Genomic DNA, 16,943 nt, shown 5'->3' on the forward strand with positions numbered 1-16,943 from the left:
CATTGAAATTCATTTTCATTGGCAATTGTTCCTCGCTATGGTCATCTTGCCGACTCTCTTATTCGCCTTATTAGGAATCGGCTATGCTTTGATTAAATTGAAGCAGCCGTGCCTTTATTTGCTGAAGAGATTAGAGTTAGCACAAGTAAAGCAAAAGCATCACAAAACTAACGTAAATAAAGCTTTTTTGCAGGAGTTGGGAGCTGTTCATTTTTATAAAAAGAAAATATTGATTTTCTTTGTTATCTTCGCAGCATTTTCTTTTGCAGCCATGATGCAGCTTTCCCTAGGAATGAAAGACTTTATAGATGGCACAATTCAAGTCATGATGATGGGAATAGGCGTTCTATTGTCACTTTCTATTTTGCTCCTTTGTCTAGGCACTGTCGTCCAAGAAAATAAAGCCAGTCTGGCTCTCATGAAAGCCTTTGGCTATAGCCAAAAAGAATGTAGTCTAGTTATTCTCACTCGTTATCGTCTGGTGGCTTATCTGGGTTTTGTCTTAGGGACGGTATATCAGTATGGTCTTATGAAGTTACTACTTAAAGTTATTGTAAAAGATGCTCAGGGTGTCCCCGACTACTCATTTGATGTTCATAATTTCTTAATCACCTTTTTAGCCTTTGTGATCTTATATGAACTTTTAGTCACATACTATTTCAAAGCAATAAGACGAATGACACTCAAAGAGATTATGTTAGCTGAATAATAATCAATCTCCTTTTATAAGCGAAATCCCATTAGAGCTAAACATTCTGGAAAAAATCCCTAGACTCTTTATAGTCTAGGTATTTTTTCTGCTATTTATTTCTAATAAATCAATAATAATCCATCCGAGTTAGATTAAAAAAATAATCTGTAACTTTTTTGTAACGAAAGTAGACAAAGAATAGAAAAATGCTAATAAAAATTATAGTTTACAGAGCGTAAATTATAATTTTTATGTTATAATTGATATGTATATGTCATATTTGCTTATCATATACAAACACATTCATTTTTAGTTTGGTAATAAATCTTGATTTAGAATCGACTGAAAATGAGGGGGTAGACAAGTGATGGTGTGCCTGCCAGCATTTGTCGAAAATAAAATATAAAAAGAAGGAGGACCGCATTCAAGGTGAAACAAACTTATCATAAAGTGTCTCATGCTCTGATGACTTTGCTGCTTTTGGTATCAACCTTTATTCCCTTGTTAAGCTCAAGTCCTAGGGTTTCTGCTGCAGAGTTAGGTGATGGCGACTATCAACTAACTACAAACGTCACTATTAATACTAATCCTTTAAAGGATACAGGCTATGGTGAAGGTAAATTTTACATTGCACCGACCTATACATTTGCAGATAGCAAAGTATTAAATAATGGTGATACCATGGTTTATCGTGTTCCATCACAGTTCAAAATTGAGCGAACTTTGGAGGAAAATATAAGCGCACCGGATGGCACTGTTGTTGCTAAGTTGGTGACAGATCCTGTTACAAATACAGCAACCATTACTGTCACAAATGCTGAGTATTTTGCGAAAATGCCAGATACCAAGCTTATTCAATCTTCTTTCACAGTGGTTTGGGCTGATAATATGCCTTATGACCAAGAGCAAGAAGTTAATTTCCCAGGTGCTAGAACCTATAGGCTGAAGCGAATCAAGGTTGATGAGGAGCCTCAGGGTTATTCCAAGTGGGGTGTTCAGGATTCTAAGGATCCAAACTACGTCAACTGGCGTATCCGTGTCAATCGCGATGTCCAAAATCTTGGTCAAGTTGTCATTGAGGACGCCATTCCAGAAGGTCAAGAGCTGGATGAAGATTCAGGGATTACAGGTTACTACTTTACTGAGTGGGAAGGTGCTTCTGGCACACGTAAATCCTTTAACCCAAGCGATGTCGTTTCAATTACAGACTCCAATCATTTCACAGTTAATGCTGGGGATTTGAGCGGAAGAGGTATTTATGTTATCTACCGGACACGTTTGACAGAGCCAGTTGATAAGGTGACCAAAAAAGCCTTTAACGATATAACCGTTACGGCTAATGGACAAAAGATGCCTGATTTGTTAGCACGTCCATTCGCACCTTTGACAACTCTTGATGGTGTCGGGGAAGGTACCCGTTCGGATGAAGTTATCTTCAAAGTCAAAAAGGAATTGACTGGCCGCAATTTGGCAGATGGTGAATTTACTTTTGATTTGATCAATAAGGATGACAACGATAAAGTTGTTCAAACGGTAACCAATAAAGCTGGTGCCGTAACCTTTAAGAAACTTCGTTTCAAAAAAGAAGGAACTTTTAACTACATCATTCGTGAACGAGCAAGCAATTTGCCAGGTGTGACAAACGATGCCAATTCAGACATCAATGTTACTGTTACTGTAACAGACAACAACGGCGTTAAGACAGCGGCTGTTGCCTATGACCGTGATACTTTCACTAATACATACAAGTTAGAGCCAGCTACTGTAGCGATTACCGCTAAGAAAGTTCTGGATGGTAAAGCACTTGAAGCTGAAAAGTATACTTTCAAACTGACTGAGGTTGGCGGAAATAACTTGGAGCTTCAAGCAGCTAACGATGCCAATGGTGATATCAAGTTCCTTGGAATCAACTATGATAAAGAAGGCACTTATACTTACAAGCTGACGGAAGTAGCTGGAAATGAAGCTGGTGTGACCTACGATAGCGCAGAGCATACAGTGACTGTCACAGTGACCGCAAGCAAGGGCAAGTTGGAAGCTACCGTCGAAGGCAATAATCCAGTATTCACAAACACTTATAAAGACCATGGCGTCAGCTATGAGTTTCTCAGCAGCAATCCAGCCTTTCCAAATCTGCCAAAAGAAGTAACTGATTTGCTTCCAGCAGATGCTAATCGCTACACTAATGGTACTAATGTAGACGCTAAGCAACCTGCTAAAACAAGTGTTACAGTTACTGAAGGCACATGGACTTTCGATGGCTATGCAGAAACGAATGCACAAACTGTTGCGGACAAGGACCTTAAATTTACTGGTAAATGGAATTTCACTCCAGCACCAAAATATAAGGCAACTTATGAATTTGTAAGCGCAGATCCGAACCGTAGCTTGCCAGCAGAAGTCACAGCATTGTTACCAAATGATGCCACTGAATATGCAGACGGTGCTGCCGTTCAAGCGGTTCAGCCAGCTAAGAAAACTGTTGAAGCAAGTGATGGTACTTGGAAATTCCTCAAATATGACGCAGATAGTAAAACTATTGCAGGCGCAGATGTCAAATTTACAGGCACATGGACATTTGAAGCTAGACGTCCACAAGGACCAGGTACGCCGCCACCACCGTCATCATCTGGTGACAAACCAGGCGTTTCGACTGATAGAAACCCAGGTAATTCATCAGATAAAGATGGAAAAGATGCTACTGGATCAGCAACTGGCAAAAAAGTTTTGCCGAAAACTGGCAGTGAAACATCTATCTTTGCGATAGCAGCAGGATTTGCTCTGATTCTTTTATCAGCTCTTGTCTATCGTTTCAAAAAAGCTAATTAATATTAGCCAAACGAATCATCTCAGCTAGCTGAGATGATTTTTTCTTGTCTTTGTACCTAGATGATTTTAGCTTTTCTATGAGGAAGAATGGAAATGAAATAATAGAAGTAGAGGTTTCAAAATTTCTCAAAATCATTAAAAGCCTGCTGAAAATCTATTTGCTCAGGCTTTCTTTGTGCTATAATAAAGAAAAACGATGAGGAGACATTCATGAATCAAACTGTTCAATATTTACAAGAATTAACGGGTATCCCTTCCCCGACAGGCTTTACGGCTGAGGTGGCAGACTATTTGGTACACACGCTGGAAGGATTGGGCTATGAGCCTGTCCGGACCAATAAAGGCGGAGTTCATGTCGTGGTTAAGGGGGAAAATGACGCCCAGCATCGTGTAGTGACTGCCCATGTGGATACACTGGGGGCTATTGTTCGAGCTATTAAGTCTGACGGTCGTCTCAAGCTGGATCGGATTGGCGGTTTCCCTTGGAACATGATTGAAGGAGAAAACTGTCTGGTCCATGTGGCCAGCAGTGGAAAGACTATCAGTGGGACTATCTTAGTTCACCAGACTTCCTGCCATGTTTACAAGGATGCTGGGACGGTTGAGCGAACTCAGGACAATATGGAAGTCCGTTTGGATGAAAAGGTGACGAGTGAGAAAGAGACACGGGATTTAGGAATCGAAGTCGGAGATTTTATTTCCTTTGACCCGCGTACCACAGTTACTGAGTCAGGCTTTATCAAGTCCCGCTTTCTGGATGACAAGGTCAGCGCAGCTATTTTGCTCAATCTTTTGCGCATTTATAGAGAGGAAAATATTCAGCTACCAGTGACGACACATTTTGCTTTCAGTGTCTTTGAAGAGGTTGGTCATGGGGCTAATTCCAGCCTGCCAGCGCAAGCGGTGGAGTATTTGGCGGTTGATATGGGGGCTATGGGTGACGACCAGCAGACAGATGAGTATACGGTTTCCATCTGTGTCAAGGATGCATCAGGACCTTATCACTATGGCTTCCGCCAGCATTTGGTAAATTTGTCCAAGGAGCAAGACATTCCTTACAAACTGGACATCTATCCATTTTACGGATCAGACGCCTCTGCAGCCATGAGCGCAGGAGCAGAAGTCAAGCATGCCCTGTTAGGCGCTGGCATCGAATCCAGCCACTCTTATGAGCGTACCCATATTGATTCAGTCATCGCGACGGAGCGTATGGTCGATGCTTATCTGAGAAGTGGCTTGGTGGAGTGAGCAATTAAATTTTAGAAAAAATTATCTGAAACGCTTGCATAAAATTGTAAGTTGTGAGATATTATTATATAGAATTACTTTAGGTTAAAAGGGAGAAAATGAAAGTAGTTTGTGTGGATGCTTGTATCCGTTCTAGAGCGTTTGGGATTGACATTGCCCTCCGCAATCGATTTGAACTTTTTGAAGAAATGAAAGTTCCTTATGAATTGTGGGTTTCTGAAGCGGATGCAGATATATATAGTGATGTCGGTACCAGGAGAAGAGTGCTAGAAAGCTATGATGTCTTGGGCATTGATAGGACCAAGGTTCGTTTTCTAGGTTTAGAGTTAGGGGGACGAAGTGTCCAGGAGTTTGCTGAGGAGGAGCTTGAGCCAGAAGACTGGCTGATAATGGAGCGTCTGGATATTCCAGAAAATATTCTCTTGAGACGTGGACAAGATTTTCATGTAGCGCGCGTCCTTCATCAGGATCACATGATTGCCCTCGGGCAAGAGTTAGATAAAAAGGTGATGGGCTGGCTGGATCAGGATGTATTAGACACTTTGATATTGGTTGGGGAAGGCCAAGATGCTTATCTGCCTCAAGAGATGAGGGAAAAGGCGCTCTTTATTCCAACCACCTATGCAGATCAAGTGGTCCAAGATCCAAGAGAGAGGGTCTTGGATCCTAAGGAGATTCACTTGGTGACAGTCAGTCGTTTGTCTGAGGAGAAAAACGTTCTGTTATTGCTGAAAATTATGGCTTTGTTGAAATTTAAAGGCCATAGGCAGTTTACTCTTGACATCTATGGAGATGGTCCTGACATGGCTATGCTGCAAGATGTGGTTCAGCTCAATGATTTGGAAGATATGGTTCATTTTAAGGGCTATCAGTCTCAGGCGCCTTATCAAGCTTATGATGCCTATATTAGCACTTCCTTATCGGAAGCCTTTGCGACATCACTCTATGAGGCTTTGGTCAATGGCTTGCCTCTGATAGGTCTGGATGTCCGTTATGCCAATCAGGCTTATATTAAGCATGGAGAGAATGGCTGGCTGATACCGCAAAATGACGCTAATCAATATATTGCCTATCTGGAGCAGTTTAGCCAATTTGGAGAAAAAGAATGGAGGGGGTTTTCGGCAAGATCCAAAGAACTTGCCAATCGTTATCACAAAGAATTACTAGTCAATCTATGGGAAAAAGTTTTTAAATTATCTAAAATAGGAGATTAAAAGGAGAAGAAGATGAAAAAGACTTTAGGGAAAAAAGTAGAAATGGGAATGAAATTAGTTCCAATTCCTCTGTCCTTATTACTTGCTGGGACAATGGCAGTGACTGTACAAGCAGAGGAGGTAAGTAGTGAAACAGAGGGGAATCAAGTCCAGAATAACCAGACGACACCTCCTGTCAATCAAGAGCTGCCTAATGATGGAACGATCAAAAATACACCAGCAGAGGAAGCTTCCGGTCTGACCATCTCAGAAGAAGGAGAGAAGGGTGTGGCCCAAGTCTCGCCTGAAATCAAACAATTAGCTCAAGAGTTTTATGACTATCATACTAAGGAAAATAGCTCTGAAATAACTAAGGCTGCAAACTTCACATCAGTCATGCCGGAGATGCAGTCAAACGAACAAATACAAGAAGCAGCTAAAAAGTATGATCGTGCTTATGCTATCCGTAAGATAGATGGTGTCTTTAAATATATTGATTTAAAACAAGTAGAAAATTTAAATCTAGTTAGAGATGAGGATTTTAGGGATGTAGGTTCTCGAAGAGCAACACTTATCCAAAATGATACGGCCCTCTTCTTTTTAAATAAGTGGGAGTCGACATTGAATGTAAATCCAACACCTGAAGAAGTAGCGAAGATACCAAAAGCTATTATTCCGCGTTCTGAATTGGATTTGATGCTGGACGATACAATCCCTCGTCGTACTTATTTGAGGCGATCATATTGGCTAGAGAATTCTAATGTTAGCTTTGATATAGGTTTTTCTAGAAAGTATTTTGATAATTCTGATAATAGAGTACTATCTAGGCAAGAGATTAGGCAGATTCTTTCTGAAAATCCAGATATGTTCCGAATAGAAGCTTGGACTGAAAATTTTCCTTTTTTAATGAATCCTTTTTTTCAAAAATTGCTGGTCAATGGGAAGGAAGTGAAAGAGTATCGTGACCTTTATAATAGCAGAGTAAATGCTATGCAAACGGATCCGCGAAACTATGATAATGCAGGTTACCATTTGCGTAATAAACCTTTCGATTATAGCACTATGATGCCACTCTACCCCGATTTAGGAAATTATAACGGGAGATGGAAAGAGTACGGTGAAGTACATGAGAATGGGAATATCGTTTATATTGATTGGTTAGGAAATAATCCATCTTTAGTGAAGCCTTGGTTTGGTGAAAACAATATTAAAACCTTCCACTATAAACTGTATCTGATGAAACCGGGTGATAAAACTCGTTATTATATTGATAGAGATTACACGATAGAGATTATGGGTGTCCCAGACATGACTGAGACATCAGATGGTGGAGTCGAAATTGTAAAACCAAGTTTTTCAAGAACTGGTTATTCAAGAACTGGTTTTTCGCCTAATAAAGATGAGCTAGATAAACTTTTCAGAACGGTCAAAGCTGAAGGTTTCGTCTTTAAAGTTTCGGATGTTAAGAAGGTTAATGAGAGAGAGACCGGACCGGGCAAGGTTCTTGTCCGTTACCAAGACGAGCAGGGGCATGCTATTGCTAACCCCATTATGGATGAGAAGCCGGCTAAGACTAGATACACAGTCAGTCCTAAACCTCTAATTTCCTATAATAATAAGTTCTATACTTATAAATCTCGGCTAACTGTCTATGATGCTGAATCGGGAGAGTATGCAGCAGGAAGAACCAAAGAAATCGTCTATGAGTATGAACTAAGCCAGTTCCAGCTTCCAAATGATGCACCAAGTGAAGAGCGCCCAGTCTTAGAAATGACCCGCTTTATAGATGAAAGCGGTCAAGAGTTATCAGCTCCTGAACAAGGTTTAGTGGCGTCTAAGAGTATTTCCGGCTATGACTTCCAGTCCAGCAGCGACGAAGATGGCATTCGCACTCATATTTATCGCGCAAGTGTTCATGAATTACCGACAGACGCTCCACGAGAAGAGAAACCAGTTTTAGAAATGACTCGTTTTGTAGATGAAACTGGTCAAGAGTTATCAGATTCTGAGCGCGGTTTGGTGGCGTCTAAGAGTATCACTGGCTATGACTTCCAGTCCAGCACCGACGAAGATGGTGTTCGCACTCATATTTATCGCGCAAGTGTTCATGAATTACCGACAGACGCTCCACGAGAAGAGAAACCAGTTTTAGAAATGACTCGTTTTGTAGATGAAACTGGTCAAGAGTTATCAGATCCTGAGCGCGGTTTGGTGGCGTCTAAGAGTATCGCTGGCTATGACTTCCAGTCCAGCACCGACGAAGATGGTGTTCGCACTCATGTCTATCGCGCAAGTGTGCATGAACTGCCGACAGACGCTCCACGAGAAGAGAAACCAGTCTTAGAAATGACTCGCTTTGTAGATGAATCAGGTCAAGAGCTATCAGATCCAGAACTCGGTTTAGTGGCGTCTAAGACAATCGCCGGCTATGACTACCAATCCAGCAGTGACGAGGACGGCATTCGTACCCATGTCTATCGCGCCAGCGTGTATGAAGTACCGAAAGATGCTCCGGTTGAGGACAAACCGGCTATTGAAATCACTCGTTTCCTAGATGTAGATGGACGTCCATTGGCAGCGGCAGAATTTGGTTTGCTTGATGCAAAGGATTTTGAAAAATATGGTTTTGTTTCTGTAACGGATGCAAATGGCGTTCGAACTTATGTATACGCGCCAAAAACGAAGGCTCAAATAGCTTTGGGAACAGAAACTTCTGAGCAGAAGAGTCCTGCAAGGGTTGAGAACTCTGAGACTACTCCTGTTCTGTCTCGAGTGTCCAAACATCAATTACCAAATACTGGAAACACAAATTCATCATTCTTGGGAGCAGCAATTATTAGCCTTTTGGCTTCTGTTGGCTTACTAAATTCTAAGAAAGAACGAAAAAAATAAGGCCAATCTGGTCTTATTTTTTTATTTCCATATTTTTGCTGTGACTTATCTAACACTCCAGACACTAACTGATTTTTCCTCCACTGGAAATTCTCCCCAGCCTTCTTCGTCAATCGTCACGATTTGAGAGCTGTTGCCTAGATAGTCGCTGAATTCTCTTCCAGCCCATTCCGGACCGACCAGCATGGATTTGCTGGCTGCTTGGCCATTGCTGATAAGGACAGCGATTGGCTGACCATCATCGTCCTTACCTTGGCGAGTCCAGCCGATACAGTTTGCATCGTCAAAGTAGTCGGTCTGCTCACCATAGGCTAGATTGAGACGGATGTCTAGGAGTTTATCCAGCACATCCTTAAAGCTCTCTTGAGCAAATTCACCGCTAATGCCATAGTAGTCTCCGTAAAAGACGCAGGGCAATCCAGCTTCTCTTAGAAGTATAAGAGCATAGGCAGCTGGTTTGAACCATTCTTCGACGGTAGACTCCAAAGCCTGACCTCTCTGAGTATCGTGGTTGTCCACAAAGGTTACAGCTGATTCAGGATGATTCTTTGCAAGTGTCTGATCAAAAATAGTTCGCAGGTCATAATCTGCTCCAGATTTGCTGGCATCAAATAAATTATGATGAAGTTTAACATCGACTAGGTCAAAGCGGTAGTCAATATTTTCTAGATAATCGTTATTGGCTGTTTCGTCACTATTCCAAAATTCCCCAAAGACATAGAAATCGTCACCGTATTTTTCAGTAATATCTCGGATGAAATTCTTCATAAAGAAGGAATCAATATGCTTAACAGCATCTAAGCGAAAGCCATGTACACCAGTGCTTTCAATAAACCAATGAGCCCAGTCGTAGAGATTTTGGATGACTTCGGGGTGCTTGAAATCAATATCCGCATACATGAGATAGTCGTAGTTACCATTCTCATTGTCCACTAGCTCATCATCTGCCCAACCTTTATTGTCCCCTTGGATGAGAAAAATGCCTGACTTGTTGTTTTTGGCATCATAGTCAGTGCCGGTGAAGTGGTACCAGTGCCATTCAAAGTCATTATAGGCTTTATTGCGGCCTGGGAAGACAAACTTAGTCCAGCCTTTAATCTCGAAAGGTTCTGACAAGATCTTTGTGCGGTCGTTAGGATCAACTTCAACGACGGTAAAGCGCTCTTTATAGTCAGCTGCGGCCTTGTGATTGAGGACAACATCCGCAATAGCTTCGATGCCGTTTTGAGCAAGTGCCTCAATCGCTCGAAGGTATTCTTCCTTTAATCCATACTTTGTGCGGACTGTCCCTTTTTGATCAAACTCTCCCAAATCGAAAAGGTCATAAACACCATAGCCAACGTCATTAGAGCCGGTTCCTTTGAAAGCGGGTGGCATCCAGATCTTGCGAATTCCTTTGTCTGCTAGGTTTGGGGCATCTTCTGCCAAGCGATTCCAATGCTGACCATCATCTGGCAGATACCATTCAAAATACTGCATTAAGGTTTGGTTTTCCATATAAATTATCCTTTTCATTCTCACTGATTGGCTTTATTGTACCAAAAGAAACAGAAAGGCGCAATCGTTTGCGTCTTTCTGCTTCTATAGATATTTTGACATTTCCATAGATAAAAGATAGAATAGATTGAAATAAAAGCGCTTACATAGTATAATGGGCTTATTATAAAAGATTTTATCTAAGGAAAGGTGTCTTTATGAGAAAGAAAAGACTAGTTACATTACTCTTACCAAGTTTGTTACTTGCACCTTTGGTATTGGCGCAAGCTGTTCAGGCGGATGAGGCGACTCAAGCTAGTAGCGAGCGCACGGACAATCTCAAGACAGAAACAGTTGCAAAGGCTTCTGAAACTGGCTCTCAGGATCAACAATCAACGGCAGTAGAAACTGCAAGTCAGACTTCTTTAGAAGAACCGGTTTCGGAAAAGCAAGAAAAGGCACCACTTGTGCCTGATGAAGCAGCACCTAGCCTTAGCCAAGCGCAGGAGCAGGAGCTTCTGGCTCTGGCTAAAGATGTCAGCTCAGCGCCTTCCGCTGGCTCAACTGCTGTGAAAGGCCAAGATTTGTCTGCCTATACTGGCGGCCTTTCAAACCCTTCCCTCGCTGATAAGGAAATAACCCTGCAAGAGGCTGTAGATGAATTGCTCAAATGGGCAGCAGTCAGTGATTCTCAGTTGGGCAGCAGTGCAGAGGACAGAGCAAATCTTGCAAAGAGTCTGGGGATGATTGAAAAAGAAGCTGATTTGACAGCCAGTGTCCAGGGTGATAATCTGCAATCTATGTATTCGGTTGCCAAGCGACTGCATGATGCCTATCGGTCTGAAAAGAAAGAGCCCCTCTTTTTGAATGGTCGTTCACAACCAATTTTTCCATATAGTAGTGGTGAAGATAGATATGAGGAGTATACTTATGAAGGCAGTGAGATTGTTCGTTTCCCTGTCTATGTAGAGACTGACCACGATACGGATGGTGACGGTAAGCGAGATTTGGTCAAGGCTATTGTGCAGCTTCCTAAAGCAGCTGCTAAGGGTGATTATAAGGCTGCGACAATTTTGGAAGCCCGGCCTTATGTCGCTGGAACCTTAGATGAAGACCATGTGACACTGGAAAGTCTCAATCTGCCGACAAACGGTTCTTATGACATGAAGAGCCTCCGTAATCAGCCATCTAAGCGCCAGCCAGTTTCTAGTATGAGCAGTATTGATGCAGCAAAAAGAGCATTGTCATCGGATTGGTATTACTACAGTCCTTATGAGGCGATCTATGACTATGAAAACTTGAACTGGTATGATTATTTCCTCGTCCGAGGCTATGCTTTTGTTTCAAGCGCTGGTCTAGGAACAAAAGGTTCTGAGGGTTTTAATACAACTGGCTCAGATTTAGAAATTGAAGCATTTAAAAATATTGTCGAATGGGTCAATGGTAAACGAACGGCCTACACAGATAGGACTAATAATATCGAAATCAAGGCCGACTGGGCTAATGGAAAGGTCGGTATGACTGGTCTGTCTTGGGCTGGTACGACAACTTTCGGTGTGGCCACGACTGGTGTTGAAGGCTTGAAAACCATTGTTCCAGCTGCTGGAATTGCCAGCTGGTATGATTATTTCAATAGTCAAGGGGCGGCTTACACCAATCCTCCCTACAGTGATTTATCTTGGCTTTCTCTCTATGTCGCTACACGGTTGCTGGATCAAAAAGATTGGGCTGCTATCAGTAACAAGTATGCTGCCTACATCAATCAGTTAAATAAGGACCAGAATGCGCACGGCCGTAACTATAGTCCGGTATGGCAGGAACGGGATTATACACTGCATCCAGAAAAGATAAAGACCAGTGCCCTGCTAGTGCATGGTTTGAATGATGACAATGTCAAAACCAAACACTTTGAGCTCATGTATGATTCGCTAAAAAAAGCCGGTCAAGATGTGAAACTTTATCTTCACCAAGGGAATCATATCAATCCTGCTGCCGTATCTAGAGGCTTTGGTATTACAGCTAACAAGCAAGATTTTTATGACCTGCTCAATACTTGGTTCTCTCATTACCTCTATGATGTGGAAAATGATGTTAGCAAACTTCCTGCTGTTTTGGCGCAAAATAACTATGATCCAAATAAATGGACCAGTTATGATAACTGGAAAAGCAGTAATCGCTTGATTCTGACAGCTCAGTCCAAGCGCTTAGAAGAAACGATTTCCAGTGACTACGCAGGAGCGGGAATTGATACCAGCAAGCGTGATGAAGCGGTTAGCAAAGCTTCTTCTAAGGCTAATTTGACCTTTATGACAGATGTCAAAGAGGATATGACCATTAAAGGACATATCCCAGTCCATTTCAAGGCTGCTCTTGCCAAGGGGGGCGGCAGTAATCTGCAAGTCAATGCTCTCCTAGTAGATGTATCAGACCAAGAGTTTAATGTGGTTGGAAACGGAGCAGCCAGTGATGAAAGTCAGAAAGACGGCTTCTGGATGGGCAGCAATCTCAGCAATATGGATATCAAAAATTTTGCGACTGTCAAAACCAAATACAAAGTCATTGCCAAAGGTTGGGTCAATCTGACTAATCCAGAATCGGGCTACACACCATCCAGCTCGCAAAATAGTATTGATCCTCAAATTGGTCAATTCCACGACTATACAGTCTATTTGCAGCCTAATCTCTATACGGTGAAAAAAGGCCATAAGCTGGCTCTGGTTTTCAACACATACGACCCAAGCGACCTCAAAATTGATCGTCAATATGAAGTGACTTTCAAGACGGACTCCATCAGTGCCCTAATACCTACTTTGGAAGCTAGTCGCCTGCAAAAGGCAAACTATATACCGAATGCTCTTGATACAGCTTATGCAGCTCTACCAGAGATTATTGGTGCGAAATTAGTCGCACCAGCAATTTTAGAAGTTCCTGAGTATATCTTAGATAACGTGGAAAGTAGAGAGGCTCCATCAGTTCAGGTGGTGGTTCACTATGCAGAACATTATGAACAGGCAGTAGGAAAAGTTCAGAAGATAAGCAAGCAGCAAGCTCCAGCTGCCTTACCTGAAACTGGCAGCAATTCAGATAAGGGAATTCTGCATCTTGGTCTTGCTCTGCTGATCAGCACACTAGGCTTATCTAGTTTAGCAAAGAAACACTCACAACGTTAGTGGCTCTGTTCGAAAAGCAGCAAGAATTTCATAGTTAGATGAAGTTCAGCTGCTTTTAGCTTTATCTTGTAGCAATCGTTAGGCAGAGACGAGACAAAAAGGCGCAAAAAGAGTATACTAATCTGTATAGAAATCGGTAAAGGAGCTCTCTTATGATTGAATTTAAAGATGTCACTAAAGTTTATGAAGGAACGGTAGCTCTCAATCAGCTGAATTTGACCTTGCAAAGCGGAGAAATCGTCGGTCTGATTGGTCACAATGGCGCCGGAAAATCTACTACCATTAAGTCATTGGTCAGCGTCATCAATCCTAGTAGTGGACAGATTTTTGTAGATGGGAAAGAATTATCAGCTAATCGCTTGGAAGTCAAGAAAAAAATCGGCTATGTAGCTGACTCACCAGATTTATTTTTGCGCCTAACTGCCAATGAGTTCTGGGAGCTGGTAGCGACTTCTTACGATATGACAAATGCAGAAGTCGAAGAGCGACTGGCAAATCTGCTCCATATTTTTGACTTTGGTTCTCATCGATATGAGGTTATTGATTCATTCTCTCACGGTATGAGACAAAAAGTCTTCGTCATAGCGGCGCTTTTGTCTGACCCGGATATTTGGGTGCTGGATGAGCCGCTGACCGGTCTTGATCCGCAGGCAGCTTTTGACCTCAAACAGATGATGCGCCAGCATGCAGATAAAGGAAATACAGTTCTCTTTTCAACCCATGTCTTGGAAGTTGCAGAGCAGCTCTGTGATAAGGTGGCCATTCTCAAAAAAGGGAAATTGATTTTCTACGGAACTATTGAAGAACTAAAAGGCCAACATCCAGAACAGTCTCTTGAAACCATTTATCTTAGTCTGGCAGGCCGTAGAGAAGAGGTGAGTCCAGATGCGCATTAAAGCTATAAAAAAACTTGTTGATATCAACATCCTCTACGCTATTCAGCCGTCTCAGCTGCAACAGTACCGCAAGATGCAAGCTAAGAATCCTGAGCGCAAGGTCAATGTATCGCTGAAGGCTATCCGTATGTATCTGATTTTAGGATTGGTCTATCTCTTTCTTTTCGGTTTGATGGGCTCCCTGAACCAACTGGTTGGTAATCCTGGTCTCTTTGCCAATTTGGTTTCTGCTTTTGCTCTTTTTTCTATGTCTCAGGGCTTTCTGGTCTTTTACAATGTATTTTATGAAAGCAAGGACTTGCAATCTTACCGTCCCTATGCTTTTAGCGAAGCAGAAATCATCGTCGGCAAAAGCATTTCGGTTATCCTGACCTTGCTGATTGCCATTTTGCCTATGTTCAGTTATTTCTTGGTTTTGGCTTTTCAAGGTGGTAATCCTTTCTTGGGCCTGCCCTTGGCTCTGATTGCTATTCTGATTTTAAGTTCGGTCATCACCTTTCTGATTTTGATTGCCGTCCACTTTATTACCAAGACAGCATTTTTCAGAAAGTACAAGACCATCCTGTCCAATGTCATTTTGGCTCTTGTTTCCGTCGGATCCTTTTTCCTCTATTTTATGATTAATCAAATGAACAGCAGAAGCGTCATAAATCGTACAGAGGTTAAAGCTTTCTTCCCTCCAGTTCAGGCCTTTTATGATTTTATTCTTCATCCTTTTCGTGCAGCTTCCTTGCTGGGATTTTTGGGATGGGTGGCAGTTGCGGCTCTTCTATTTTTTATCGTAAAGACTAAGGTAATTCCAGAATTTTATGAGGCAGCTCTCATGACGGGCTCTTCAGTAGGAAAGCGAGAGCGCGTGCATGACATCAATATTGCGGAAGCAAAAAATCTTAAAAAGTTTGTCTTGCGCTACAATATCAGGCTCTTGAGCGAGGGTTCTGTCATTATGCAGGCCATTTTTATGTCGGCCTTTCTCCCTTACATTGTCATTTTCAGTATGGGAATGGGGATGATACAAGGCGGCCTGTCTTTGACTTCTTATCTGGGACCACGTTTCCTCTTGCCAATGATGGCCCTGGCTGTTTTGATTGCAACACTAAACTCAGGCGGTAGCAACCTCACGGCTATTGGGATTTCTCTGGAAAGGGAAAATTTTGATTATCTCAAGGTTCTCCCCTTTGATTTGAAGCAATATATTCGTCTGAAGTTTTGGCAGCTCTTTGCTGTCCAGTCTATCCTGCCTCTGACCTTGCTTTTGATAACCAGCCTTGTTTCCGGTATGCATCCAGTGACTTTCTTGGGCATGGTGATTGTTTGGGCCTTGATTAGTCTAATGTGGAGTTCTTGGGGTTACTACCGAGACTATAAGCATCTCGTGATCAATTGGTCCAATGTCACAGAATTGATGAGCCGAGATAATAATATGGTGAAAACTCTTCTAGCTATCGCCCTGATTTTAGGAATGTTGATTGTCATTACTCTTCTCTTCTTTATATCCAATGTTCTTGCGCCTCTGGTAATTTATACGATAGTAGCTCTAGTTCTAGTAGGATTAACTGTGTTGTCTTACATAGTCCACAAACACTACATGAAAAAGCTGAATGAAGAGTTAGCAGTATTTTATTAAAAGAGCATCAGGAAGTCGAAAGACTTTCTGATTTTTTGACTGATAATCATAAAAATAACAGCTCTGTACATTTGCAGAGCTGTTATTTGTTTTTCTTTATTTTTTCTACATCCAGTGGCATGAAAGTCGCCATGACTCGGCCGATGAGCTTAGGCTCTTCCTCATGCGGGATAAACTTATCACTATATTTTTTATTAAGGGAAATTAAGCGAATTCCTGTTGGATCATTGAAAACCCTTTTGATAATGGTTTGGCCGTCATAGTCAATAGCATAGATTGCACCGGCAAGCTCGAAATGAGTCTGCTTGATTAGCGCTACGGAATCTCTCGGATACTTGGGCTCAAGAGAGTCTGTTCGTACCCAAAGAGCAATATCGTAGTCAATTTCTCTGTCCAGCCAGACCAAATCAGCCTGATCTGGTTTATGCTGAGAGAGATAGTAATTCTCATGGACCAAGTAGGGGAAGTAGTCGTCCTTTAAGCCGGCATGTGTTTCTTGTTCAGCTAGGCAGGTTTCCAGCAACTTTAATCCTTGTTCCTGTCTGTCTTGGTCAAGTTGTTGATAAATACGATTTAAATCGGGAAATTGTTGAGGAATGTCTGCGATGAGGCGATAACGAGGGTCGATTTCTTCAACCTCTACCTCAAAAAATCTTGCAATCTTTTCTAGATTGGCTGCGATAGGCAGAGATGTCCCTTTCATATAGCCAGTCAACGTACTAGCAGGAATGCCTGTTTCACGAGATAGCTCGACTTGTTTCTTACCTGTTTCCTTGAGAAGTTCTTTAAGTTTTTTCGAAATGAGAAGACTTGCTTCCTTGTCTTGGGGGCTTGCTGCGCCTCGTCCTCTGGCCATAATATCAACTCCTTTACTTGGTTTTATTATAGCGAATTAAATCGAAAAAGTAAAGGATTAGGTCA

The 16,943-nt window shown here is 42.0% G+C and carries 10 protein-coding genes; 8 read left to right on the forward strand and 2 right to left on the reverse strand.

Translation table 11 applies throughout. The features are described 5' to 3' along the window. The 5 genes from RWS24_RS06555 to RWS24_RS06575 form a co-directional block, all read left to right on the forward strand. Nucleotides 1-709: FtsX-like permease family protein (locus RWS24_RS06555; protein WP_314366208.1), on the forward strand; the 709-nt coding region annotated here is incomplete at its 5' end. Between the two features lie 411 nt (nucleotides 710-1,120). Next, the gene (locus tag RWS24_RS06560; RefSeq protein WP_314366211.1) at nucleotides 1,121-3,520 is read left to right on the forward strand and encodes an SHIRT domain-containing protein; all 2,400 of its coding nucleotides are present in this window, start codon (nucleotides 1,121-1,123) and stop codon (nucleotides 3,518-3,520) included. A 210-nt stretch (nucleotides 3,521-3,730) separates the two neighbouring features. Further along, a complete protein-coding gene (locus tag RWS24_RS06565; protein WP_314366212.1) occupies nucleotides 3,731-4,768 on the forward strand; it encodes a M42 family metallopeptidase in 1,038 nt (345 codons plus the stop codon). Nucleotides 4,769-4,866: 98 nt separating this feature from the next. Then, entirely contained in the window at nucleotides 4,867-5,982 is a 1,116-nt protein-coding gene (locus RWS24_RS06570; protein ID WP_314366214.1) for a glycosyltransferase, read from the forward strand. Between the two features lie 12 nt (nucleotides 5,983-5,994). Beyond that, nucleotides 5,995-8,853 carry a MucBP domain-containing protein gene (locus RWS24_RS06575; protein WP_314366216.1) on the forward strand — a complete coding sequence of 953 codons (2,859 nt, stop codon included), beginning with the start codon at nucleotides 5,995-5,997 and terminating at the stop codon, nucleotides 8,851-8,853. 45 nt (nucleotides 8,854-8,898) lie between these two features. Here the strand turns inward: RWS24_RS06575 and RWS24_RS06580 are convergent, their stop codons facing one another. Next, the gene (locus tag RWS24_RS06580; RefSeq protein WP_314366217.1) at nucleotides 8,899-10,368 is read right to left on the reverse strand and encodes an alpha-amylase; all 1,470 of its coding nucleotides are present in this window, start codon (nucleotides 10,366-10,368) and stop codon (nucleotides 8,899-8,901) included. Nucleotides 10,369-10,547: 179 nt separating this feature from the next. Here RWS24_RS06580 and RWS24_RS06585 point away from each other — a divergent pair, with 179 nt between their 5' ends. The 3 genes from RWS24_RS06585 to RWS24_RS06595 all read left to right on the forward strand — a co-directional run bounded on the left by RWS24_RS06585 (nucleotide 10,548) and on the right by RWS24_RS06595 (nucleotide 16,022). Then, a complete protein-coding gene (locus tag RWS24_RS06585; RefSeq protein ID WP_314366218.1) occupies nucleotides 10,548-13,499 on the forward strand; it encodes a CocE/NonD family hydrolase in 2,952 nt (983 codons plus the stop codon). A gap of 152 nt (nucleotides 13,500-13,651) precedes the next feature. Further along, the gene (locus tag RWS24_RS06590) at nucleotides 13,652-14,395 is read left to right on the forward strand and encodes an ABC transporter ATP-binding protein (protein ID WP_125445124.1); all 744 of its coding nucleotides are present in this window, start codon (nucleotides 13,652-13,654) and stop codon (nucleotides 14,393-14,395) included. Next, nucleotides 14,385-16,022, forward strand: a complete 1,638-nt coding sequence (locus RWS24_RS06595; protein ID WP_314366220.1) for a hypothetical protein — start codon at nucleotides 14,385-14,387, stop codon at nucleotides 16,020-16,022. The genes RWS24_RS06590 and RWS24_RS06595 overlap by 11 nt, the downstream gene beginning before the upstream one ends. A gap of 82 nt (nucleotides 16,023-16,104) precedes the next feature. Here the strand turns inward: RWS24_RS06595 and RWS24_RS06600 are convergent, their stop codons facing one another. Then, nucleotides 16,105-16,878, reverse strand: coding sequence for an XRE family transcriptional regulator (locus RWS24_RS06600; RefSeq protein WP_314366222.1), 774 nt, complete (start codon nucleotides 16,876-16,878; stop codon nucleotides 16,105-16,107). Nucleotides 16,879-16,943 lie beyond the last annotated feature (65 nt).

Origin of the sequence: uncultured Streptococcus sp. (assembly GCF_963528215.1) — a bacterium.
Classification (GTDB): domain Bacteria; phylum Bacillota; class Bacilli; order Lactobacillales; family Streptococcaceae; genus Streptococcus.

Coding starts and splice junctions, on each gene's coding strand:
- RWS24_RS06580 (WP_314366217.1), bottom strand. CDS start 10,368: ATGAAAAGGATAATTTATATGGAAAACCAAACCTTAATGCAGTATTTT.
- RWS24_RS06600 (WP_314366222.1), bottom strand. CDS start 16,878: ATGGCCAGAGGACGAGGCGCAGCAAGCCCCCAAGACAAGGAAGCAAGT.
- RWS24_RS06585 (WP_314366218.1), top strand. CDS start 10,548: ATGAGAAAGAAAAGACTAGTTACATTACTCTTACCAAGTTTGTTACTT.
- RWS24_RS06595 (WP_314366220.1), top strand. CDS start 14,385: ATGCGCATTAAAGCTATAAAAAAACTTGTTGATATCAACATCCTCTAC.
- RWS24_RS06570 (WP_314366214.1), top strand. CDS start 4,867: ATGAAAGTAGTTTGTGTGGATGCTTGTATCCGTTCTAGAGCGTTTGGG.
- RWS24_RS06565 (WP_314366212.1), top strand. CDS start 3,731: ATGAATCAAACTGTTCAATATTTACAAGAATTAACGGGTATCCCTTCC.
- RWS24_RS06590 (WP_125445124.1), top strand. CDS start 13,652: ATGATTGAATTTAAAGATGTCACTAAAGTTTATGAAGGAACGGTAGCT.
- RWS24_RS06575 (WP_314366216.1), top strand. CDS start 5,995: ATGAAAAAGACTTTAGGGAAAAAAGTAGAAATGGGAATGAAATTAGTT.